The 22,644-nt window shown below is 72.6% G+C and carries 19 protein-coding genes; 7 read left to right on the forward strand and 12 right to left on the reverse strand.

Translation table 11 applies throughout. The features are described from left to right. Window positions 1-2: 2 nt before the first annotated feature. A complete protein-coding gene (locus EZM51_RS07090) occupies window positions 3-548 on the reverse strand; it encodes a DUF3151 family protein (RefSeq protein ID WP_248305506.1) in 546 nt (181 codons plus the stop codon). Window positions 549-693: 145 nt separating this feature from the next. Between EZM51_RS07090 and argG the strand changes: the two genes are divergently transcribed. Further along, window positions 694-2,121 (forward strand): argininosuccinate synthase, encoded by a 1,428-nt coding sequence (gene argG / locus EZM51_RS07095; protein ID WP_136707545.1) that lies wholly within the window; start codon window positions 694-696, stop codon window positions 2,119-2,121. Between the two features lie 127 nt (window positions 2,122-2,248). Here argG and EZM51_RS07100 read toward each other — a convergent pair whose 3' ends face one another. The 3 genes from EZM51_RS07100 to EZM51_RS07110 all read right to left on the reverse strand — a co-directional run bounded on the left by EZM51_RS07100 (window position 2,249) and on the right by EZM51_RS07110 (window position 4,425). Then, window positions 2,249-2,617 (reverse strand): nuclear transport factor 2 family protein, encoded by a 369-nt coding sequence (locus EZM51_RS07100; RefSeq protein WP_136707546.1) that lies wholly within the window; start codon window positions 2,615-2,617, stop codon window positions 2,249-2,251. Between the two features lie 46 nt (window positions 2,618-2,663). Next, window positions 2,664-3,680: a magnesium/cobalt transporter CorA gene (gene corA / locus EZM51_RS07105; RefSeq protein WP_136707547.1), complete on the reverse strand. Its 1,017-nt coding sequence runs from the start codon at window positions 3,678-3,680 to the stop codon at window positions 2,664-2,666. A gap of 67 nt (window positions 3,681-3,747) precedes the next feature. Next, complete coding sequence (locus tag EZM51_RS07110) at window positions 3,748-4,425, reverse strand: TetR family transcriptional regulator C-terminal domain-containing protein (protein WP_136707548.1); 678 nt, start codon at window positions 4,423-4,425, stop codon at window positions 3,748-3,750. 54 nt (window positions 4,426-4,479) lie between these two features. On the opposite strand from EZM51_RS07110, the gene EZM51_RS07115 reads away from it, so the two are divergent. Then, on the forward strand, window positions 4,480-5,829 hold the full coding sequence (locus EZM51_RS07115) for an MFS transporter (protein WP_136707549.1): 1,350 nt from the start codon (window positions 4,480-4,482) through the stop codon (window positions 5,827-5,829). Here EZM51_RS07115 and EZM51_RS07120 read toward each other — a convergent pair. Further along, window positions 5,792-6,472 (reverse strand): RNA methyltransferase, encoded by a 681-nt coding sequence (locus tag EZM51_RS07120; RefSeq protein ID WP_136707550.1) that lies wholly within the window; start codon window positions 6,470-6,472, stop codon window positions 5,792-5,794. The two genes, EZM51_RS07115 and EZM51_RS07120, sit on opposite strands and share 38 nt — an antisense overlap. Before the next feature lie 83 nt (window positions 6,473-6,555). Between EZM51_RS07120 and EZM51_RS07125 the strand changes: the two genes are divergently transcribed. After that, on the forward strand, window positions 6,556-7,911 hold the full coding sequence (locus EZM51_RS07125; RefSeq protein WP_136707551.1) for an Nramp family divalent metal transporter: 1,356 nt from the start codon (window positions 6,556-6,558) through the stop codon (window positions 7,909-7,911). A gap of 120 nt (window positions 7,912-8,031) precedes the next feature. Here the strand turns inward: EZM51_RS07125 and EZM51_RS07130 are convergent, their stop codons facing one another. Beyond that, entirely contained in the window at window positions 8,032-10,572 is a 2,541-nt protein-coding gene (locus EZM51_RS07130) for a rhamnogalacturonan lyase (RefSeq protein ID WP_136707552.1), read from the reverse strand. 201 nt (window positions 10,573-10,773) lie between these two features. On the opposite strand from EZM51_RS07130, the gene EZM51_RS07135 reads away from it, so the two are divergent. Continuing rightward, complete coding sequence (locus EZM51_RS07135) at window positions 10,774-11,430, forward strand: metal-dependent transcriptional regulator (RefSeq protein ID WP_136707553.1); 657 nt, start codon at window positions 10,774-10,776, stop codon at window positions 11,428-11,430. A gap of 147 nt (window positions 11,431-11,577) precedes the next feature. Beyond that, complete coding sequence (locus EZM51_RS07140) at window positions 11,578-12,375, forward strand: HAD-IIA family hydrolase (protein WP_136707554.1); 798 nt, start codon at window positions 11,578-11,580, stop codon at window positions 12,373-12,375. Between the two features lie 84 nt (window positions 12,376-12,459). Here EZM51_RS07140 and EZM51_RS07145 read toward each other — a convergent pair whose 3' ends face one another. Beyond that, entirely contained in the window at window positions 12,460-13,488 is a 1,029-nt protein-coding gene (locus EZM51_RS07145; protein WP_136707555.1) for an aldo/keto reductase, read from the reverse strand. A gap of 109 nt (window positions 13,489-13,597) precedes the next feature. Here EZM51_RS07145 and EZM51_RS07150 point away from each other — a divergent pair, with 109 nt between their 5' ends. Continuing rightward, window positions 13,598-15,028: a PLP-dependent aminotransferase family protein gene (locus EZM51_RS07150; protein ID WP_136707556.1), complete on the forward strand. Its 1,431-nt coding sequence runs from the start codon at window positions 13,598-13,600 to the stop codon at window positions 15,026-15,028. Between the two features lie 366 nt (window positions 15,029-15,394). Here EZM51_RS07150 and EZM51_RS07155 read toward each other — a convergent pair whose 3' ends face one another. From EZM51_RS07155 to EZM51_RS21205, 5 genes are all read right to left on the reverse strand, one after another. Next, the gene (locus EZM51_RS07155) at window positions 15,395-16,327 is read right to left on the reverse strand and encodes a nucleoside hydrolase (RefSeq protein WP_136707557.1); all 933 of its coding nucleotides are present in this window, start codon (window positions 16,325-16,327) and stop codon (window positions 15,395-15,397) included. Next, entirely contained in the window at window positions 16,324-17,289 is a 966-nt protein-coding gene (locus tag EZM51_RS07160; RefSeq protein WP_136707558.1) for a ribokinase, read from the reverse strand. The genes EZM51_RS07155 and EZM51_RS07160 overlap by 4 nt, the downstream gene beginning before the upstream one ends. Window position 17,290: 1 nt before the next feature. After that, entirely contained in the window at window positions 17,291-20,686 is a 3,396-nt protein-coding gene (locus EZM51_RS21200; RefSeq protein WP_136707559.1) for a septum formation family protein, read from the reverse strand. Continuing rightward, the gene (pyrE, locus tag EZM51_RS07170) at window positions 20,686-21,258 is read right to left on the reverse strand and encodes an orotate phosphoribosyltransferase (RefSeq protein WP_136707560.1); all 573 of its coding nucleotides are present in this window, start codon (window positions 21,256-21,258) and stop codon (window positions 20,686-20,688) included. The genes EZM51_RS21200 and pyrE overlap by 1 nt, the downstream gene beginning before the upstream one ends. A gap of 189 nt (window positions 21,259-21,447) precedes the next feature. Continuing rightward, entirely contained in the window at window positions 21,448-21,570 is a 123-nt protein-coding gene (locus EZM51_RS21205) for a hypothetical protein (protein ID WP_282568134.1), read from the reverse strand. 136 nt (window positions 21,571-21,706) lie between these two features. On the opposite strand from EZM51_RS21205, the gene EZM51_RS07175 reads away from it, so the two are divergent. Next, a complete protein-coding gene (locus EZM51_RS07175) occupies window positions 21,707-22,624 on the forward strand; it encodes a LysR family transcriptional regulator (protein ID WP_136707561.1) in 918 nt (305 codons plus the stop codon). The last annotated feature ends 20 nt before the right edge of the window (window positions 22,625-22,644 follow it).

Consider the following 22,644-nt stretch of genomic DNA (forward strand, 5'->3'; position numbering starts at 1 on the left):
GCTCAGTCCTCTCCTGCCGCGTCGGCGGCGTGCGGTTCTTCGATCGGTTCGCCGGTGTGCGCCTCGGTCCCGGTCGAGGCCTCGAAGAGACCGGCGGTTCCGACGATCGGCATGAGCTGGGTGGGCGTGAACTCCGACGCGATGCGCGCGGGCGCCTCGGCGTCGGCGGCGGCGAGCTCATCGGCGAGGCGCGCCGCCCGGTCGTCGAGGCCGAGCTGCATCGCGGCACGCCGCTGCGCGTCGAGCGCGCGCAGGTAGGCGCGGTTGGGCTCGTCCGACCACGGAACGGGCGCGCCGGGCGACCAGCCGGATGCGGTCAGCTGCTCGCGGGCGAGGTCGACGGCGACCGCGGCGAACGCGAACGCGCTGATGGGGGTGCCCTCGGAGTCGGCGAGGTCGGCCAGCTCGGCCCAGGCGAGGGGCGACGACGGATGCTCCGCCACCACCGATGCGACCGACGCGCGATCGGCCTCGGCGAGCGCCTGCCGCACCTCGGGTTCGTCGACGAGCGACGCCTCGGTGTCGGGTGCTGATTCGTCTTGAGTCACACTCAACCTTATCGTGGGGCCATTTCGGGGGTTGATGAGCCGCGCAGCGGCGGCTCGAAACCCGCCGCGGCGCGTTCTCGAGTCGCGTGGCCGAGGCATCCGTCGCCGTCGTTCCGCACGGATCCGCGCAAGTAGGCTGGAGGGCATGTCGAAAGTCCTCTCCAGCCTGCCCGTCGGCGAACGCGTCGGCATCGCCTTCTCCGGCGGCCTCGACACCTCGGTCGCGGTCGCGTGGATGCGCGAGAAGGGTGCGGTGCCCTGCACGTACACGGCCGACATCGGCCAGTACGACGAGCCCGACATCGCCGCGGTTCCGGGCCGGGCGAAGGAGTACGGGGCCGAGATCGCCCGACACGTCGACGCGAAGGCCCCGCTCGTCGAGGAAGGCCTCGTCGCCCTGCAGTGCGGCGCGTTCCACATCCGCTCGGGCGGCAAGACGTACTTCAACACCACGCCGCTCGGCCGCGCGGTCACGGGCACGCTGCTCGTGCGCGCCATGAAGGAGGACGGCGTCGACATCTGGGGCGACGGCTCCACCTACAAGGGCAACGACATCGAGCGGTTCTACCGCTACGGCCTGATGGCCAACCCGCGCCTTCGCATCTACAAGCCGTGGCTCGACGCCGCGTTCGTCACCGAGCTCGGCGGTCGCAAGGAGATGAGCGAGTGGCTCGTCGCGCGCGGATTCCCCTACCGCGACTCCACCGAGAAGGCGTACTCGACCGACGCGAACATCTGGGGCGCGACCCACGAGGCCAAGCGCCTCGAGGAGCTGAACGCCGGGCTCGACATCGTCGAGCCGATCATGGGCGTCGCCGCCTGGCGCGACGACGTCGACGTACGCACCGAGGAGGTGTCGGTCCGGTTCGAGGCGGGACGCCCGGTGGCGATCAACGGCGCCCACTTCTCGGACCCCGTCGCGCTCGTCTACGAGGCGAACGCGATCGGCGGGCGGCACGGCCTCGGCGTCTCCGACCAGATCGAGAACCGCATCATCGAGGCGAAGAGCCGCGGCATCTACGAGGCCCCCGGCATGGCGCTGCTGCACATCGCGTACGAGCGCCTGCTCAACGCGATCCACAACGAGGACACCATCGCGAACTACCACGCCGAGGGCCGGCGGCTCGGCCGCCTCATGTACGAGGGCCGTTGGCTCGACCCGCAGTCGCTCATGCTGCGCGAGTCGATCCAGCGCTGGGTCGGCTCGGCCGTGACCGGCGAGGTGTGGCTGCGCCTGCGCCGCGGCGACGACTACACGATCCTCGACACGCAGGGCCCCGCGCTCAGCTACCACCCCGACAAGCTGTCGATGGAGCGCGTCGGCGACGCCGCGTTCGGCCCCGAGGACCGCATCGGCCAGCTCACGATGCGCAACCTCGACATCGCCGACTCGCGAGCGCGCCTCGAGCAGTACGCGACGCAGGGCATCGTGGGCGGCGCGACGGCCGAGCTGGTCGGCGACCTCCAGGCCGGCCAGGCCGCCGAGATCTCGGCGGGCGAGGCCGAGACCGAGCTCGAACTGGCCACGGATGCCGCGAACGAGGCCGCGGCGTTCGACCTCGGCACCGACTGACCCGCTTCAGCTTGTGCAGGAGAAGGGCCCCATCCCCCGCGTGAGGGCGGGATGGGGCCTCTTCTCCTGCACAAGCTTCGGGCGTTCTCCTGCACAAGCTTCGGGCGGGCCTGAGACAGGGTCGGTGTCAGGCCGGGGTCTGCTGGTGCGCGGCGACGCGCCAGGCGCCGTCGTCGTAGAGGTAGGTCGTCGACATCCGCAGGTTCGCGGTGTCGTCGCCGCGACGTGCGACGGCCCGATACACGAGGATGCCGGCATGGTCGCCGAGCCGGATGACGGCGGGCTCGTGCAGTTCGTAGGAGTCCCACGGCGGCGCGCTGCGGAACGCGGCGAGGATGTCGTCGCGGCCGAGCACCGCGCCCTCCACGATCATGAGCGCGTCGCGCGTCATGGCGCGCTGGTAGTGCTCGCCGCCGCGACCGTCGAGGATCGCCTTCCATCCGGCGTGCTCCTCGTGCAGGAGCCGGGCGGGCAGATCGTCGGTGATCACGGTCATTCCCCCACGCTAACGGGGATCGGGTGCCCCGCATAGGGCGCACGGTTCAGAGCCAGCCGCGGCGCTTGAAGATGAAGTACAGCGCGACGCCGAAGCCCAGCATGAGGGCCACCGCGAACGGGTAGCCGTACACCCACTCCAGCTCGGGCATGTTCGTGAAGTTCATGCCGTAGGACGTGCCGATGAGCGTGGGCGCGAAGATGATCGCCGCCCAGCTCGAGATCTTCTTGACCTCCTCGCTCTGGCGCACACTCGTCTCGCTGAGGCGGCGCATCTCGTCGTTCTGCCGCTGCGCCACGAGGGTGGCGTGCACCTGCAGCGCGTTCTGCAGGAGCTGCCGGAAGGACTCGCCGCGCTCCGAGATGTGGATCGAGTGGTCGAGCACGTCACGGAGGTAATGCTGGAGCTCGGGGTCGACCCCGTACTTCTCGAAGCCGCGCTGCAGCGCCGTGATCATGTCGTGCAACGGATTGGTGGCCCGCTGCAGCGCCATGACCTCGCTCGCGAGATCGTAGATGCGACGGGTCACCGCCGGATCTCCGTCGAAGAGCTGCTCCTCGATCTCGTCGATGTCGTTCTCGAGGCCTGCGAGCACCGGCGAGTACGCATCGACGACCTCGTCGAGCACCGCGTAGAGCACGGCCTCCTGGCCCTTCGCGAGCAGCTCGGGCGAGGCCTCGAGGCGGCGGCGGACCCGGCCGAGGTCGGGCGCCTCGGCATGGCGGATGGTGACCGCGAAGTTCGATCCGATGAAGATATGGATCTCCCCGAACTCGACCCGCTCCTCGGCGTCGAGGTAGCGCGCCGGACGGAGCACGACGAACAGGGTGTCGCCGTGGCGCTCGAGCTTCGCGCGCTGGTGGCCCTTGCGGGCGTCCTCGACGGCGAGGTGATGGAGATCGAATTCCCGGGCGAGCGATTCGAGTTCGTGATCGGTCGGGCGGACCAGGCCGATCCATGCGAACCCGCCACGGTCGACGAGCGTCTCGAAGGTCTCCTCGAGACTCCTCGGGGTGGCGACGCGCTGGCCGCCCAGGTAGATCGCAGTGTCGACGACGGGCATCGGGTACAGTCTCGTGCGCGGCGACGGCCGGGACCCGCCGACACGCGGCAGCGGGCGAGCGGATGCCTCAGTCCCGCCGGTCGGCTCGGGGGCCGGCGGTTGCCGCGACCGGCGAGGCATCGGCGGCCCATTGACCGCGGGCCGCCGTCGGACGGGATGCCGCGAGGGTGCCGCGCTCGAGGCCGAGCCGGTCCTCGGCTGCGGTGTACACGACGCGGTCGGCCTCGGCGCGGCCGATCAGGTCGATCGCGTGGTGCTGCACGGCGACGCCGTCGACGAGGGCGGTGAGCATCTTGGCATCCGCCGCGGGGTCGTCGCTCGCGCCCCTGCCCGACTCGGCGAGCCGCTCGATGATGCGGGCGAGCCGGCGCTCGCAGTCGCGGTGGTGGCGGGTGAGCGCGGCGAGGAGCTCGGGGTTGCGGTGCGCCTCGCTCCAGGCATCGATCCACACGAAGTAGTGGTCGCGCGGCGTCGTGGTGAGCCAGTCGGCGAGCGCCTCGACGGGTTCGACCCGTTCGGCCACCTCCTCGTCGCCCTCGAGTTCGGCGAGGACGGCGGCGTCGAACGCCTCGGCCATGAGCTGTTCGCGAGTGGGGAAGTAGTGCCGGATCAGCCCGTGCACCACGCCGACCTCGGCGGCGACGTCGCGCAGCGTGACGCGGGCGAATCCGTCACGAGCCACGAGCCGGAGGGTCGCGGCGAGGATCTGGTCCCGCCGCGCTGCGGGATCGAGTCGGGTCGCCATACCCTCATCGTACCGTTCTTGTCCGTATGGACAACAGCTGGTAGCGTACTGTCCATGTGGACAAGAAGGCGTGCAGCGAACGTCGCCGCCGATGCGCACCGCCGCCGACTCACCGCGGGGGTGGTGGTCGCCACCGTGCTCATGTCGTCGGGCGCCATGGTGATCTTCCCGCTGCTGCCGGCGCTCCAGCTCCGGCTCGGCATCTCCACGGCCGACATCGGCATCATCGCCGCCGCCGGCTTCGCCGCCGCCCTCGCGGCCGAGCTCATCGTCGCGCCCTACGCCGATCGCGGGCGCGCCCGGCTGATGGGCGTCGCGGGCGTGGTGCTCATGGCCGCCGCCCTCGCGGGCTCGGCCCTCGCGACCGAGGCGTGGCACCTGGTGGCCGGCCGCGCAGTCGGCGGGTTCGGGTTCGGCGTCTTCATGGCCGCGGCGAGCGCGCTGCTCGTGCGCGCCGACCCGCTGCGCGCCGGCGAGGCGCTCGGCCGGCTGGGTGCGGCCGAGCTCGCCGGCGTCTCGCTCGGCCCACTCGCCTCCGGCCTCGCGATCGCGATCTCGGCGCCGGGCGCCATCCTCGGGTGGTCGGCGGCGGCGGTGCTCGTGGGCGTGGCACCGGTGGCGCTCGCGTTCCACGAGCGCGCCACGGCCACCGCCGTGATGACGGGGCCGTCCGCGACATCCGCCGACACCGCCGTGGCCGTTCCGCCCCGCGTGAGCTTCGGGCTGCTGCGGTCGCCCCGCGTCGTGGGCATCCTGCTGCTCTACGGCGCCGTCATGGTGCCCACGGGCGCCTACGACGGCATCTGGCCGCGGTTCATGGCCGACATCGGCGCGAGCGAGCAGCTCACCGCGCTCAGCTACACCCTGTTCGCGGTGCCCTACGCGATCGTCGCGGGCTGGGCCGGGCGGCTCGCCGACCGGCGCGGCGGCGTCTCGGCTTTCGTGCGGGGCGTCGTCGTCCTGGTGCCGATCGTGGCGCTCTACGGCGTCATCGGCGACCCGTGGGTGGCGACCGGCGTCGGTTTCGTCGAGTCCAGCGGTCAGGCGCTCGCGTTCATCGGGGCGGCCGCGGCCATGGCGCAGGCCGTGCCCGCCGAGCGCGCAGGCGCGTCGCAGGGCCTCATGCGCGCGTTCGGCCTGCTCACCGCCACGGTCGCGGCCGCCCTCTCGGGCGTGGCCTACGAGCTGGGCGGCCCGCCCGCGCTGTTCGGCGGGACGGCGGTCGTCGTGATCGTCATGGTCGCCGCCGGACTCGTCGTGGTGCGTGCGGTGCGGCGCCGCCGGCCGGAGCGGGCGGGTCTCGAGGGGCGTCCGGCCGCGCCGGTCGATCTCCGACCGGCGCGCACCGCCGCGGCACCCGTCGAGCTCACCGACGCGCGTGCCTGCGAACCCACTCGTGCATGACGATCGCCGCAGCCGCGCTCGCGTTGATCGACCGCGTCGAGCCGTACTGAGTGATCTCGACGACCAGGTCGGCCGCGGCGATGGCCTCGGCGCTGAGTCCCGGCCCCTCCTGCCCGAAGAGCAGCACGCAGCGCTCGGGGAGCTCGACGTCGTCGACGGGCCGGGCGCCCTCGACGTTGTCGACCGCCACGATGGGCAGGGACGTCGCCCGTGCCCACGCGACGAAGTCGGCGACATCCGGGTGATGCAGCAGGTGCTGGTAGCGGTCGGTCACCATCGCGCCCCGCCGGTTCCAGCGACGACGCCCGATGATGTGCACCTTCTCGGCGGCGAACGCGTTCGCGGTGCGCACGATCGAGCCGATGTTGAGGTCGTGCTGCCAGTTCTCGATGGCCACGTGGAACGGATGCCGCCGCTCGTCGAGGTCGGCGACGATCGCCTCGAGACGCCAGTACCGGTAGCGGTCGACGACGTTTCGGGTGTCGCCGTGCGCGAGCAGCTCGGGATCGTAGCGAGGATCGTCGGGCCAGGCGTCGCGGCCGCCGGGCCACGGTCCGACGCCGTGCGCGAGCGTGGGCTCGGGGTGCTCGGGCTCGGGCGCGGGGTGCTCGGGCCCCGCGGCATCCGTCGGCTCTTGCGTCACCCGACCACGCTAGCCCGTGCCCGTGCGCGAGACCGACGCGTCACGACACTTTCGGCTCACCGAAAACTCGCTAAGATTTCGGTATGCCGAAAACTCCGGATGCCGCGTCGGCGAGCACCGCCGTCGATGAAGCCGTGCCCGCCCCCTCGGTCGCGCCCCCCGCCCCGCCCTCGGTGCCGCGCCTCGCGTGGCTGATCGGCCCCGCCCTCGTCGCCGGCGTCGCCTACCTCGACCCCGGCAACGTCGCGAGCAACATGACCGCGGGCGCCCAGTACGGATACCTGCTCGTCTGGGTCGTGGTGCTCGGCAACGTCATGGCGTGGCTGATCCAGTACCTGTCGGCGAAGCTCGGCGTCGTCACCGGCAAGAGCCTGCCCGAGGTGCTCGGCGAGCGCATGGGCAACCGCTGGGGGCGCCGGGCCTACTGGCTGCAGGCCGAGCTCGTGGCCATGGCGACCGACCTCGCCGAGGTCATCGGCGGTGCCGTGGCCCTCAACCTCCTCTTCGGCGTGCCGCTCGTCTGGGGCGGCCTCATCACGGGCACGATCTCGCTGGTCCTGCTGATCATCCAGTCACGCAGGGGTGCCCGGCCGTTCGAGTTCGTGATCGTGGGCCTGCTCGCCATCATCACGGTCGGCTTCAGTGTGGGCGTGTTCGTCGCACCGCCCGACCCCGGTGGCCTGTTCGCCGGGCTCGTGCCACGGTTCGCCGACACGAACTCGGTGCTCCTCGCGGCATCCATCCTGGGCGCGACGATCATGCCGCACGCGATCTACGCGCACTCGGCGCTGAGCCGCGACCGGTTCGCGCCGAGCCGCCGACCCGCGGGCGGCGACGCCGGTCGGCACGAGGCCGCCGAGCCGATCGAGGTCGGCCGCGGCATCCCGACGGCGCGCCTGCTCGTCGCCACGCGATGGGACGTGTCGATCGCGATGCTCATCGCCGGGAGCGTGAACCTCGCCATCCTGCTGCTCGCGGCCGCGAACCTCGCGGGCGTCGAGGGCACCGACAGCCTCGAGGGCGCCCACGCCGCCCTCGAGTCCTCCCTCGGCCCGATCATCGCCACGCTGTTCGCGGTGGGCCTGCTCGCGTCGGGCCTCGCATCCACCTCGGTCGGCGCGTACGCCGGCGCGGAGATCATGCACGGGCTGCTGCACATCCGGGTGCCGCTGCTCGCCCGCCGTCTCGTCACGCTCATCCCGGCACTCGTGATCCTGAGCCTCGGGTTCGACCCCACGATCTCGCTCGTGCTCAGCCAGGTGGTGCTCTCGTTCGGCATCCCGTTCGCGCTGGTCCCGCTGGTTTCGGTCACGGCCCGGCGGAGCGTGCTCGGCCGGTTCGCGAACCACTGGGTCACCACCGGGCTCGGCGTCGCGGCATCCCTCTTCCTCATCACCCTCAACGGCCTGTTGCTCTGGCTGGTGTTCACGGGGGCCTGACCGGATGCCCCGTCGCGCTCCCCTGCGCAGCGGCGGCCCTTCCGCGCGCGAGTGGCGACAGAACCGCCCCGAGCGGCCGGCACGGAATTGCGGCGCTCGGGGCGGTCGTCTGCGGCGGACTCAGCCCTCGAAGGTCGTGGTCCACTCCGATGCAGCGCCGTCGGCGAGTCGGTACCAGGCCGTCGGCACCGCAACGACCTCCACCTCGCCGCCGACGCTCGCCTTGCCGTTCGGATCCGTGACGAGCTCGCCATTCACGTAGTACGCGACACCGGCGATGTTCGTCGGTACCTGCACCTCATCCTGGCCGGTGCCCGGACGGTCCTTGAACTTCGGCTCGACCGGGACGACGGGGGTGGTGAGGATCGGCACCTCCGACCAGTCGAGGTCGCTCGCGAGGTAGAACGAGGTGTACGCCGGTTGGTTGTACGTGGTCTGCTGCCGGGCGGTCTCGGCGCGGTACTGCTGGTCGTGCATGAGCGTCGTCAGCTTGTGCGTCGTGACCTCCGTGCTCGTGTACACGCGCAACGCGTTCGAGTCGAGGGTGCGGACGAGCAGTTCCTCGCGCCAGTCGCCGATCACGTCGGCGACGAGCGACGGGTTGCCCTTGGTCCAGTTGTTCACGGCCGTGCCCTCGGCCGTCAACAACGTCCCGCGCGTCCAGTCGTCGATCGTGGGCGTCCGGTACGTGTCGGTCGAGTGGCCGTTCACGAGCTGCGTCGTGAGGTCGGCCGCCCACCGGATCGACATGTTCGTGCCCGGCGTCGACGACTCGAGCTGCTCGCCCGCGACGCTCAGCAGTCCGCTGCCGTCGCTGCCGCCGGGCATGCTCGCCCAGACCTCGACGCCCGGGACATCCGCCCGCACGTCGCCGACCATGCCCCGGCCGGTGTCGCGGCCGGAGTACGACCCGAAGAGGATCTCTCCCGTCGCGGCGTCGCGCATGACGGAGCCGTACGGAGCCCAGGCCCCGCCCTCGTGCACGGTCCAGATCTCGAGGCCCGGACGCGACGGGTCGAGGTCGGCGACGTGCATCGCGTCTCCGTGCCCGAGTCGCGCGAGCGTACCGGGTGCCGCGCTGCCCTCGGGCAGCACGTCGTACGAGCTGTAGAGCACGCTGCCGTCGTCGTCGATCGTGACGGCGCCGTAGACGATCTCCTGCCTTCCGTCGGCGTCGACATCGGCCGAGCTCAGGGAGTGGAAGCCCTGCGTGGTGATGCCGCCATACTCCGGGTCGGTGCCGTCGACGCCGTGCGGGGAGTCGTTGAACGGGTTCGACATGGGCGCGTGACCGCTGTCGACGTACCAGCGCTCGTGCAGCGCCTCGCCGTCCCAGTCGTAGGCGATCATCGTCGTGCGTGTGTAGTAGCCGCGCGCGAACACCGCCGACGGCCGCTCGCCGTCGAGGTAGGCGACGGTGGAGAGGAACCGGTCGACCCGGTTCCCCGGCTCGATGCGGCTCATCGCGTAGTCGCCCCACATGAGGCCGTCGTCGCCGCGGCCCGGCTTGTACTCGATCGTCTGCAGCTCCTCGCCGGTCGCGCCGTCGAAGACCGTCAGGTACTCGGGGCCGTCGACGATGAAGCCGTCGAAGGTCGTGAGGTCGTTGCGGCCGGACCGGCTCGGCGCGTAGACGTCGATGAAGTGGTCGGCGAGCTCCTCCGCACTCGCGCGGCTCAGCGGGTACTCGTGCGCCACCGGGATGCCGAACGCCTCCTCGAGCGTCGCGGGCCAATTGCCGGCCGCCACCTCGGCGTGCTCGGACCAGCCCTGGAACATCTCGACGAGGTGCTCGCGGTAGTCGGCGGCGCTCATGCGGTAGTCATCGTCGTGCGAGTACCCGGCGGCGACGTCCGCCTCGGGCATGGTGATCGACGCCTCGGATGCCACGGAGCCGTCGGCCGCGTACGTGATCGATTTCGTGCCGGGCGCGGTCTTGAGCATCGTCTCCGACCGGCCGTCGCCGTCGAAGTCGTACACGAGGAACTGCGTGTAGTGCGCGCCCGCGCGGATGTTGACGCCGAGGTCGATGCGATTGCGCAACGTGCCGTCGAGCTCGTAGGTGTCGAGGAAGACCGTGCCCGTGTAGCCCTTCTGGGATACGTCCTTCGAGTTGGACGGATCCCACTTCACGACGAACTCGTATTGGCCGTCGCCGTCGACATCTCCCACCGCGACGTCGTTGGCCGAGTACGTGAACGCCTCGCCGGTCGGGGTCACGCCGTCGGCGGGCTTCTGCAGCGGCACATCGAGGTAGCCCTGCGCCCACGGCGATACGGCTGTGCTCGGTTCGAGTTCGACGCCGTTCACCACGGCGGCGACGGTGTACTCCGAGGTCGGCGTGCCGTCGGGGTCGGCGTAGTTCGTCGAGTCGGTCACGGTGGCCAGTCGCTCACCGTCCCGGTAGACGGCGAAGTCGGGGCCGGCGACGCCGGTGTCGGTGGCTCCGGTCGCCTCGGAGGCCAGGAGCCGCCAGCTCAGGAAGACGCCTTCGGTGGTGGCGACCGCGACGAGGCCGCGATCGAGGGCCTCGAGTTGCGGCACGGCGGCCGGCACGGCGTCGGGCGGTGCGGCGGTCGCGGGCTGCGCGGCACCGGCGAGCAATGCGCCGGCGGCGGCGACCGCCATCGCTGCGCGGAACGGATGGTTTCCGAGATTCATCGTCGAATCCTTCTCTGGACCTGTTGGGTCCGTCGTTGGGATAGCGCTTTCCGTGCGAACCCGAACGTACCCGCATCCGGGGGGCAGGTCAACAGATCCGGGCGAGAAATTGACACGATTCATTCGGATCGTGTCGGGCGGCACGCGAATGCCGCGTGCGCTCCCGCACCCGACGCCTGCCGCCCGGGTATCCTGAGGCCGATGCCCGCCAACAGCCCCGCCATCGAGGACTACCTCAAGACGGTGTACGCCCACACCGAGTGGCAGCCCGAACCCATCACGCCGTCGGGCCTGGCCGGGGCGCTCGGCGTCGCCCCCTCGTCGGTCACCGAGATGGTGAAGAAGATGGCGGCGCAGGGCCTCGTGCAGCACGTCCCCTACGGCGCGATCAGACTCACGGATGTCGGGCGGTTGCGCGCACTCGCGGTCGTGCGCCGGCACCGGCTCATCGAGACGTGGCTCGTGCGTGAGATGGGTTACGCATGGGACGAGGTGCACGACGAGGCCGAGGTCCTCGAGCACGCCGTGTCCGACCGCCTGCTCGAGGCGATCGACGCCCGGCTCGGACGCCCTGAGCGGGACCCCCATGGCGATGCCATCCCCGCGGCCGACGGATCGCTCGTGTCCGAGCCGTCGATCCGCCTCGACAAGGCATCTGCCGGACACGTCGGTCGCGTCATCCGCATCAGCGACCGCGACCCCGCCGTGCTGCGCGCGCTCGACGACGCCGGCATCGGCCCGGGATGCGAACTCCGCGTCGCCGACGCGGCGGACGCGGCATCCGTCGCCGTCACCGTCGAGGGCACGGCCAGCACCATCGCCCGCGAGGCAGCCGCGGGAATCTGGGTCTCCGCCTGATCTTCGCCGGGATCTCCCGGCCCGGCCGGGTCCCGGAGAACGGGCGCGAACTCGGGCACTGCGTGCGCGGGCGGCGTGCGCCAGGGCGCGCGCTGCGCGGCATCCATCGTTCATCGGCCCGTGATCTGCGCGCCCTAGGCTTGGCGCATGGGACGACGTGAAGAGGTCGAGGCCTGGCTGACCGACATGGACGGCGTGCTCGTGCACGAGAACCACGCGCTGCCGGGCGCCGCCGACCTGCTGCAGCAATGGGAGGACACCGGCACCCCATACCTCGTGCTCACCAACAACTCGATCTTCACGGCCCGCGACCTGTCGGCCCGGCTGCGGGCGAGCGGCCTGAACGTGCCCGAGGAGCGCATCTGGACCTCGGCGCTCGCGACCGCCGATTTCCTGAAGCAGCAACAGCCCGGCGGCACCGCGTTCGTGATCGGCGAGGCCGGCATCCTCACGGCGCTGCACGAGGCCGGCTTCGTGATGACCGAGACGAACCCCGACTTCGTCGTCGTCGGCGAGACCCGCAACTACTCGTTCGAGGCCATCACCAAGGCGATCCGCCTCATCGGCAGGGGGTCGCGGTTCATCGTGACGAATCCGGATGCCACGGGGCCGAGCGCCGAGGGCCCCCTGCCCGCGACCGGGGCGATCGCCGCCCTCATCACGAAGGCCACGGGCAAGGAGCCCTACGTCGTCGGCAAGCCGAACCCGATGATGTTCCGCTCGGCGCTCAACAAGATCGGCGCGCACTCCGAGAACACGGCGATGATCGGCGACCGCATGGACACCGACATCGTCGCGGGCATCGAGGCGGGACTGCACACGGTGCTCGTGCTCACGGGCATCAGCGATCGCGCCGAGATGGAGAAGTACCCGTTCCGACCCGACGAAGTGCTCTCGGGCGTGACCGAACTCGTGACGCACGAGCCCGTGGAGACCGAGCTCTAGGTCGGCCGGGCGCGACCGCGACGTCCCGTCGTCAGGCGGCGGGCCCGACGGCCCGCCGTCGGTCGGCGGGCCGTCGGCCGCGGGTCAGGCGGCCGGCCGCGCGCTCGCGGCCCCCTCGCGGGGCAGCACGGGCTCGGCGTCGAGGCGCGCCCGCACCTCGGCTTCGAGGTCGAGCTCGGCCGCCCCGAGTGCCTCCTCGAGCTGCGCCACGCTCGACGCGCCGACGATGGGGATCACCGGCACGTCGGCCCCGAGCAACCACGCGAGCGCCACCTGATTCGGGGTCGCGCCGATCTCGCGCGCCACCTCGTGCAGGGTCGCGATTCGCGCGCGCGAGGTCGGGTGCTCCGCGCCGCCCCAGAGCGGCTTGTCGCGTCGAGTGAGCGCGCCCTGGTACAGCGGCGAGTACGCGGTGACGGCGAGCGGCGGCCGGCCGTCGGAGCCGGTGGATGCCGCGTAGTCGAGCAGGTCGGGCGTGACGAAGTTGTGCCGGCCGAGCTTGGGCTCGGGGTACACGTAGCTGTACTGCTGCTGCACGAGCCCGTAGGGCGCGACGCCCTGCCGGAGCGCCTCCTCGCGTGCCTCGACGACGCGCCACAACGCGACGTTCGAGATGCCCGAGATGCCGACGAGCCCCTCGTCCTGCAGGGCGCCGAACGCGCCGACGGTCTCGGCGAGCGCGGTCTCGCGGTCGTCGACGTGCCCGTAGAGCACGTCGAGGCGATCGACGCCGAGATGGCGGGCGCTCTCGTGGGCCTGCCGCTGCACGACCTCGGCGCTGAGCCCTTCGAAGTTCGTGGGCGGTGTGTTCGAGAGCGGCAGCGCCGGATCCTTCTTCGCGGCGCCCACCTTGGTGGCGATGCGGACGCGATCGCGCACGCCGCGGTCGGCCAGCCAGCGGCCGATGAGGTCCTCGCTGTCGCGGCCGTGCCCGCCGACCCAGGCGTTGTAGTTGTCGGCCGTGTCGATGAACGTGCCGCCGGCCTCGACGAAGCGGTCGAGGATGGCGAACGAGGTGTCCACGTCGGTGCGCGTGCCGAAGAACATGGTGCCGAGGCAGATGGTGGAGACGTCGAATGAGGTGCGGCCGTTGCCGATGGTGCGGTATCGCATGCTGATTCCCTTCCGTACCGGTGATGACGTGTTCGAGCGTAGGAACTGATCGGCTCGGTCGTACACTCCAATCAGGCGTTGTTCGACCAGACCAATCGAGGAGTGACGGATGCCCCGACTCGACCCCTCGGCGCCGGCGCTCGCCTGGGAGACCCTGCTCGACCTCGGCGACGCGCCGCTGCCGCTGCGCGACCGCCTCGAGCGCGCCGTGCGCGAGGCGGTGCAGGCCGGACGCATTCCGGCGGGCGCCGCCCTGCCGCCGAGCCGGAGCCTCGCCGAGACGCTGGGCGTCTCGCGGTGGGTGGTCACCGAGGTCTATGGGCAGCTCGTGGCGGAGGGGCTCCTCGAGGCCGCGGTCGGCTCCGGCACCCGCGTGCCCGCGACGTCACGGCCGTCCGCTTTCGGTGGACCCGTGGCTCCGCCCGTGCGCGGGGAGTTCCGTCGGCCCCGATACGATCTCGGGCCGGGCGTGCCCGACCTGCGACACGTCCCGCGCGCTCGGTGGGCGGACGCGGTGCGCCACGCGCTCACGAACCTGCCCGACGGCGAGTTCGCGGTCGTCGACCGGCTGGGACATCCGCTTGCCCGCACCGCTGTGGCCTCGTACCTCACGCGCTCGAGGCGCGCCGTCGCCGCGCCCGACGATGTGGTCATCACGCACGGTGCCACCGACGCCATGCTCGCCATCGCACGCGGACTGCATCGCGGCGGCCACCGGACCCTCCTCGTCGAGGACCCGAGCTGGCCGCGCCTGCGCGAGGTCGCCGCGGGCATGGGGCTCGTCCCCGTGCCCGTGACGGTCGACGGTGACGGCGTGGACGTCGACCGGCTGGCGGATGCCGCGTCCCGTACGGGCGCGCGTGCAGCCCTCATCACCCCGGCGCACCAGTTCCCGACGGGCGCGGCGCTCGCCCCGGCGCGTCGCGAGGCCATCGTGCGCTGGGCGCGCTCGGTCGACGCCGTGCTCGTGGAGGACGACTACGACGCGGAGTTCCGTTACGATCGCCGCCCGGTCGCGGCACTGCAGGGCATGGCTCCCGAGCGCACGGTGCTCATCGGGTCACTCTCGAAATCGGTTTCGCCCGCGTTGGGGCTCGGCTGGGCGGTGATGCCCGCGGCGCTCCGAGAGCGCATCCGACTCGGCGAGGCGGCACGCCCATCGACGCTCGACCAGGCCGCGCTCGCCCGGTTCATCGACTCGGGCGACCTCGAACGGCACCTGCGCGCGGCGCGCGGCCGATTCCGGCGGCGTAGGACGGAACTGCTGGCCGCCATCGCGAGTGAACTGCCCGGCCTCGCGGTGACGGGCATCGCCGCGGGCATGCACGCCGTGCTCGCCCTGCCGGCGGGTGTGCGCGGCAGCGACGCCGCCGAAGCCGCCGGCACCCTGGGCGTGGCCGTCTCGGCGCTCGCCCGGTACCGGGCGTCGGCGGCATCGAACGCTCCCGAGGCGCTCGTGCTCGGCTACGGGAACCTCTCGGACGCGCTCGTCGACGAGGCGGTCGCGCATCTGGCTTGGAGCATCCGCTCGCTCGTGTGAGCGGCGGGTCGGCGAGGTCCGATCGATCGACGAGGCGTTCTCTCTCGCCGAGTGGGTGCCGCAGTGCCGAAGTGCCGCAGTACCGCGGTGCCGCAGTACCGCGGTGCCGCGGTGCCGCGGTGCCGAAGTGCTGACGTGCCGCAGTGCCGCAGTGCCGCAGTGCCGCAGTGCCGCGGTGCCGAAGTGCTGACGTGCCGAAGTGCCGCAGTGCCGCAGTGCCGCAGTGCCGCATTGCCGCGGTGCCGCAGTGCCGCGGTGCCGCGGTATCGAAGTCCTGCGACCTCCGAACAGGGACTGTCGTTCAAGAACGGCGTGCTCGAGACGCAGAGCCCTCAGCCGACGAGCTCGTCAGGGGTCGAGGCAGGCTCAGGCGAGCCGGGCGATGGCGCCCTCGATGACGCCCCAGAACCGGTCGACGTCGAGGCGGGTCGCGACCCACGCGTTCGGCTCGCGTCGCAGCATCCCGCCGAGGTCGACGCTCGTCGCCCCCGCCGTCTCGGTGCCGGCGAGTTCGACGTCGAGCCGCGTGTGCGCGAGCTCGACCGAGCCGGGATCGGCCAGCACGGCCACGGCGACCGGGTCGTGCAGGGGCCCGTCGGGCATGCCGAAGACCTCGTCGTTCGTTCGGCAGAAGAACTCGAGCAGCTCATCGCCGAACGCCGCCGTGCGCGTGCCGACGGCGGCGAGGCGTCCTCGCACCGCCGCGGTCACGAGGGCGTGATGGGTGACGTTGAGGCCGACCATGGTGAAGCGGACGCCGCTGCCCACCACGATCGAGAGCGCCTCGGGGTCGACCCATGCGTTGAACTCCGCGTAGGGCGTCACATTGCCTCGCTCGGTGGAGCCGCCCATCCACACGACCTCGCGGATGCGGTGCGCCAACTGCGGGCGGTCGCGCAGGAACACGGCGACATTCGTGATCGGCCCCGTCGCGACGATCGCGACCGGTTCCTCGGACGCGATCAGGGTGTCGGCGATGAGCCCAGTCGCGTCGCGCGCATCGAGCGGCATCGCCGGTACCGGCAGCTCGGGGCCGCCGAGTCCGTTCTCGCCGTGGATCCACTCCGCGGTCTCGAGCACCCGGCTGAGCGGCCCGGCAGCGCCCGCGGCGACGGGCACGTCGGTCACGCCCGCGACCGTGAGCGCGATGCGCGCGTTCCGGCTCGTGTGCTCGAGCGGCACGTTGCCGCCCACGGTCGTCACGGCACGCAGGTCGAGCGACGGATGCCCCGCCGCGAGCCAGAGCGCGAAGACGTCGTCGTGTCCGGGATCGCAGTCGACGATGACGGGGATGGTCATGCCGGCGCGGCTCCCCCTGCAGGCGATGCACCGCCGCGGGCCGCCGCCTCGAGCACCGCCGCTCGCGGCGCGTACGAGTCCACCGTGCCGCGAGCCTGCACGGCAAGGGCACCCGCCGCCACCGCGATTCGCAGCGACTCCTCGAGCGACCGCCCCTCGGCGAGGAATGCCGCGAGCGTGCCCGTGAAGGCGTCGCCGGCGCCGGTCGTGTCCACCGCAGACACGCTCGGGGCCGCGATCGCCCACGTGCCGTCGACCGACGCCGCGACCGCCCCCGCGGCACCGAGCGTCACGACGACGGACCGGGCGACCCTGCCGACGGCGGATGCGGCGGTCGTGCGCCAGTCCTCGAGCGTCGCGTCCGGGGCATCCGTGCCGATGCCGACCGCTCGCGCCTCGTGCTCGTTGACGACGAGCGGGTCGGCAACGGCGAGTGTCTCGGCGGAGACCGGGGCGGGCGGGGCGAGGTTGAGCACGAACCGCACGCCCGCCTCGGCGGCGAGCGAGGCGAGCCGATCGATCGTCGCCACGGGAAGCTCGCCCTGCGTGAGCACGAGCGCGGCGACGATGCGATCCCGTTCCGCGTCGACGACGGCCGGCGTGAGCGCGAGGTTCGCGCCGCCGGTCACGATGATCGTGTTCTCGCCCGAGTCGGCGACGGTGATCTGGGCGACGCCGGTCGGGGCATCCGTCTCACGCGCGATCGCGCCGGTCGGCACCCCGAGTCGATCGAGCGTTGCCACCGCGAAGTCTCCCGCTGCGTCACCGCCGACGCGCGCGACGAGTTCCACGGCCGCACCCACCACATGCGCCGCGACCGCCTGGTTGGAGCCCTTGCCGCCGAGCGCGACCCGGAAGCCGTGCGAGCGGATCGTCTCGCCGGGAGCCGGGAACGATGCCACATAGCTCGTCGAATCGACGTTCAGCGAGCCGACGACGACGACCCGAGCGGATGCCGCCACGCTACGCCGTGGGTCCAGGGCCCTGGATCGGGCCCGTCAACGGCTCGCCGCCCGCGCGGTTCGCGAAGCAGTAGTACGTGCGCTCGCCGTCGGTCCACTGCTCCTCGGTGACCGGGAACGCGGCTTGCACCTGCAGGTCGGGAATGCCCTCGACGAGCCCCACGTCGATGATCCCGGGCGCGCTGCAGAGCTGGCTCGTCTGCGAGGCGATCGCCTCCTCCCCGGGGAACGGCGCGGCCGCGTCGCCCGGCAGTTCGCCGCGGTACACGAGCTGGGCGGCGTGCGGAGCCGCACAGTCGACGACCGAGAACTCCTCGGCCCAGGCCGATTCGAACGGGTCGATGCACTCGCCGCCGAACAGCGTGTTCCAGTCGTGCACGCCCACGGGTTGCGGCGCCGTGGGCTCGGCCACGGGGGTCTCGGTGGCACTCGGCGACGCCGACGGGGATCCCGCCTCGACGCCGCCCGAGAGCCGGGTGCCGAGGTAGAACAGGCCGGCGATGACGACCGCCACGACGAGGCCGCCCGCGACCCAGAGGAGGGTTCGGACCGCTCGGTTTCCGCCGCCGCCGGAGCCGCCGCTCGCGGCGCCGCCGGGATCTCGTCCGGCGCCGGATCCGCTGGGCGCCGGGCCGGCGGCCGGGTGGCGGGGCGGCAATGCGGTGCCTGCCTGGGCGGCAGCGAACGCGGTCGGTGCGGATGCCGCGGCAGGCGGCCACGGATCGGCAGCCGACTGCTGGGCGGCCGACGCGCCGAAGAGCGAGGCGAGCGGATCCTCGTCGTCGTGCGCGGCGGTCGATGCCGGCGGAGCGGTGTGCGGAGCCACCGGCTGCGCCGGCGTCGCGGCGGCGGTGAACATCGCCGTCAGGTCATCGCCGCCGAACGACCGCTCGGGCTCTGGCTCGGCCTCCGCCTGCCACTGGGGCTCGGACTCGGCCTGCCACTCCGGCCCGGGCTGCCACGCGGGTGCGGGTTCCCAGTCCGACGGCGGCTGCTCGACGTTCTCGTGCCCGAAGCCCAGCGGTGACGGTTGCGCGAAGGGCGAGGGCACCGTGGAATCGGGCTGCTGCTCGGCCGCCTTGGGGTCGACCGCGGTGGGATCCGGAGTCAGGTTCCAGAAGTAGCCGGTCTCCGCGATCTCCCGTGCGATCGTCGACTCGGCCTCGTCAGCGTAGTCGTCGGGCGTGCCGCTCGAGTCGTCTGCTTCGTCGGCCTCCTCGAAGCCGAACGCATCGAATCCGCGGTCGATCGGCTCGGCCGGTTCCCGGGGCGGGAGGTCGCCGCGCGATCGCGAGTCCCCGACGCCACCGGCCCCGCCGTTCCGGTCGCCGGAACCGTCGTCTCGGGTGGGTCGGGCTCCGCCGCCGAGGGCGGCGAGCAGGTCGTCGACCGGCCCATCGGGCTGCTGGTCCCGGCGCTCGGGACGGTCGTCGCCGCCGTTCGAGGCGAATGCGGGAAAGGGGGCACGACGATCGGCCATGGACTCGGCTGCCGTCGCGCCGACGATCGGCACGGGCGATCCGGCCGCGCCCCGCACCTCGATGAAGGGGAATCCGTCGGAATGCGACGGCTCCACGGGCGTGGGCGTCGTGGCTGCGAACGGGACCTCGAATGGCGCGGCCGGCGGCGTGTCCGCGGCCGCCGGGAGCGGCGCCGACGGGACGGGCGCCGCGAACGGCGGGATCGGCGCCGTGGGCGGCACCGGCGCCGCGGGCGGCAACGCGGAAGCCGAGGCCGAGGCGGGCGGAACCGAAGGAGCCTGCGGCGGCCCGACCGGCGTCACCGTCGCGCCCCGTTGGACGAATGCAGCGTCGGGCGTTGCACGCTCATCGGACGGCACGGCCGGCTGGGCGGGCGGGATCGGAACGTCAGGTGGCACCTGAGTGGACGGAACCGGCGCGACGTGCGCGGTCGGGGGCATCACCGCAGGGGGCACGGTCGCCGCAGGAGGCACGGTCGCCGCAGGAGGCACCGGCGCCGCAGGAGGCACCGGCGCCGCAGGAGGCACCGGCGCCGCAGGAGGCACGGTCGCATCGGGCCGCACCGGTGCGGCAGGCGTGGCCATGGGAGGCGCCGTGTCCGGCGACTGCGGCGGCGCGGTCATGGCCGGCGTCTCGTCAGCGTCCTCGTTGAGCGCAGACCACAGCTCGTCGTCGAAGTGGCTGGGCGTGCTCGGCCGTGCGGCGCGCTCCTCCCAACTGGGTGGCGCGGTCGTCGGTGCGATCGGATGCTGCGGCGGCGGCACGGGGGTGAACGACTGGCGCGCGACGGGTGGCGGTGAGAAGCCGGCGAACGGATCGGCTTCGGCCGGCGTCGAGGCCGCGGCCGAGGGCGGCGGCGCGGCATCCGAAACCTGCGGCGGCGGGACCTGAGTCGGTTCGGCGGCCGGAGCAACCGGCGCGTCCGACGTCGCGAGTCCGGATGTGGAGAGGCTGCGGAACGCGGCGCGGATCGCCTCCTCGGAGTCGAGGTCGCCAGCACCCCAGGTGAGGGCGAACTGGGCGGGCGGCGTCACGGGGCCGGGCGGCGGGGCGGGCTCGGGCGGCAGCAGGGGCGCGACGGGCTCGGCCGGGACCACAGGCGCAGCCTGCTCGGGCAGCACAGGCGCACTCTGCTCGGGCAGCACCGGCCGCACCGGCTCGGGCGGCAGCACGGGCGCAGCCTGCTCGGGCGGCAGCACGGGCGCAGCCTGCTCGGGCATCGGCGTCGGCATCGGCGCCGACTGCACCGGCCGGATCGGCACGGGCGCTGCGGGCGCCGTCTCGGGCAGGGGCGGCGGCGTGCTACCGACGGGCGGCTCGACCGAGGTCAGCGGCGAGGACCCCGGCGACGCGGCCGGGGCGGGAGGTGCGGGCGGCATGGACGCCGCGGGCGGCACCGCGACCGGAGGCACTGCGACCGGCGGCACCGCGACCGGCGGCACCGCGACCGGCGGCACGGCGGCCGGAGGCACCGCGCCGGTACGACCGACGGTGAACGGCGGATTCCACGCGGGGAGCCCGGCGGGCGCGTCGGGTTCCACCGGTGTCGCCGGAGGCGGTGCCACGGGCGGCTCGACCCGCTCCGACGGTGCGCCGATCACCGGAAGGGCACGCGTCACGTCATCGGGCTCGCCCTCGGGCTCGGCGAGCGAGAACCAGTCGAGCACCTCCTCGCTGCGCGGCGCCGGCGTGGGCGTGACGGCGGGCTGCGCCGGCGGCTGCACGACCGGCGGCTGCGCCAGAGGCTCGACGGACGGCTCTGCAGCGGGCGCAGGAGTGACGGGCGGAGCAGCCCCGGCCGGAGGGGCGATGGGCGGGGGAGCGACCGGCGGATCCTGACGAGCCGGCGTCCGGCCGCTCGCGAGTTGCGCAAGCAGCCAGTCGGCGTCGTCGGCGTCTCGCCCGTCGCGATTCATCAGGCCAATCCCAGGTCTTCGAGGCCGATCGCGGCCCGATACGGCACACCGGCGGCCTCGATCACTTCACGCGCACCGGTCGCGCGGTCGACGACCACCGCGACGGCGACGACCTCGGCGCCCGCCGCGCGCAGCGCCTCGATCGCCTTGAGCGGCGAGCCGCCGGTGGTCGAGGTGTCCTCGAGCACGATGACGCGCTTGCCCGCGACATCCGGCCCCTCGACCTGCTTGCCGCGGCCGTGGTCCTTCGGTTCCTTGCGCACGACGAACGCATCGTACGCGAGGCCGCGCGCGGCGCCCTGGTGCAGCACGGCGGCTGCGATCGGGTCGGCGCCCATCGTCATTCCGCCGACGGCGTCGACGTCGGGGATGTCGGCGATGAGGTCGAGCATGACCTGCCCGATGAGCGGTGCCACGCGGTGGTCGAGGCTGACCTTGCGCAGGTCCACGTAGTACGACGCCTTCTTCCCGCTGGTCAGGGTGAAGTCGCCGTGGAACACCGCGTCGGCCGCGATGTGCTCGATGAGCTGGCGGCGCGTGTCGGTGCTACGGTCCTGAGGCGCAAGGGTCACCCGAATACTCTACGACTCCCCCGCCTGAGAGGAAGGTCGGGATGCCACGCGCGTGCGCCCTGTTCGGGAGGCACGCGTGCCGGACGTCGAGTGAGATGCGGCCGCGGGAACGACAAAGGGCCGCTCCGCGGGGTGTCCCTCCCCTGCGCAGCGGCCCTGCACCCGGCCGAGCCGGGTTGTCGCGACGACCTAGACGGTGCGGGCGAACGTCTCCCGCGGCTGGCGGCGGTAGCCGTCGCGCGCGGAAACGACGATGGAGCCGACGATGCCGGCTGCGGACGCGAGGCCCAGCATGACGAGAAGCGTGAACACGGTGGTTCCTTTCGAAGAGGTGGCGGGTTCGTCGAGCGACGGAGGCGCCGTTGCACGTGTTCGACCCTTCAATCATCGCGCCGCCGACCGTGCAGCACAAGCGCACGATCCTTCACTGACGATGTAGCTTGGCTACATGGATGTGCGACGGCTCGACCTGCTCAGAGAACTCGCCGAGCGCGGCAGCGTCACGGCGGTCGCCGAGGCCACCGGCCGCACCCCGTCGGCCGTCTCCCAGCAGCTCAAGGTGCTGGAGCGGGAGGCGGGGATGCCGCTCACGACCCGCAGCGGTCGTGGTCTCGCGCTTACGAGCGCCGGGCAGGCGCTCGCGCGCAGCGCCACCGAGGTCGCGATCGCCCTCGAGCGCGCCACGGCGCTGTGGGACGAGTTCCGCCACCATCCGAGCGGAGAGGTGACACTGCTCACCTTCCCCACGATCGGTGCCACGCTGCTGCCCGGCGTGCTCACCGACCTCGCCCGGGTCGCGGGCCTGGTGGTGCACTGCACCGACCTCGACCCCGAGCTCGCCGAGTTCCCCGACCTCACCGCCGATCACGACATCGTGCTCGCGCACACCATGCCCGGCGAACTGCCCTGGGGCGGGCGCGGCCTCAAGGCGGTTCCGTTGCTCACCGAGCCGCTCGACGTCGGCCTGCCGGCCGACCATCGGCTCGCGAACCGCGCGTACGTGACGCCGGCGGACCTCGTCGAGGAGACCTGGCTCGGCGTGCCGCCCGGGTTCCCCTTCGAACGCATCCTGCACGCCATCGAGCAGGAGGGCGGCAAGCGCGTGCACGTCGCCCAGCGCTTCAGCGACATGCGCATCGTCGAGGCATTCATCGAGGCGGGCCTCGGCATCGCGTTCGTGCCCAGGTTCACGTCGGGCACGATGACCTCGGCAGTCGTGCTGAAGCCCATTCGCGGCGTCGCGTCGGCACGCCAGATCGTCGCGCTCCTGCGGCCGGATGTCGCGGAGCGACTCGCCGTGCGCACGGTGCTCGACGTGCTCGTGACCCGAGCCGCCCGGCTGCTCGAGGCGCACGCCGAAGCCTGATCGCGGTCCCGCGAAGTAGA

This window comes from Agromyces sp. H66, assembly GCF_004959775.1.
GTDB lineage: Bacteria > Actinomycetota > Actinomycetes > Actinomycetales > Microbacteriaceae > Agromyces.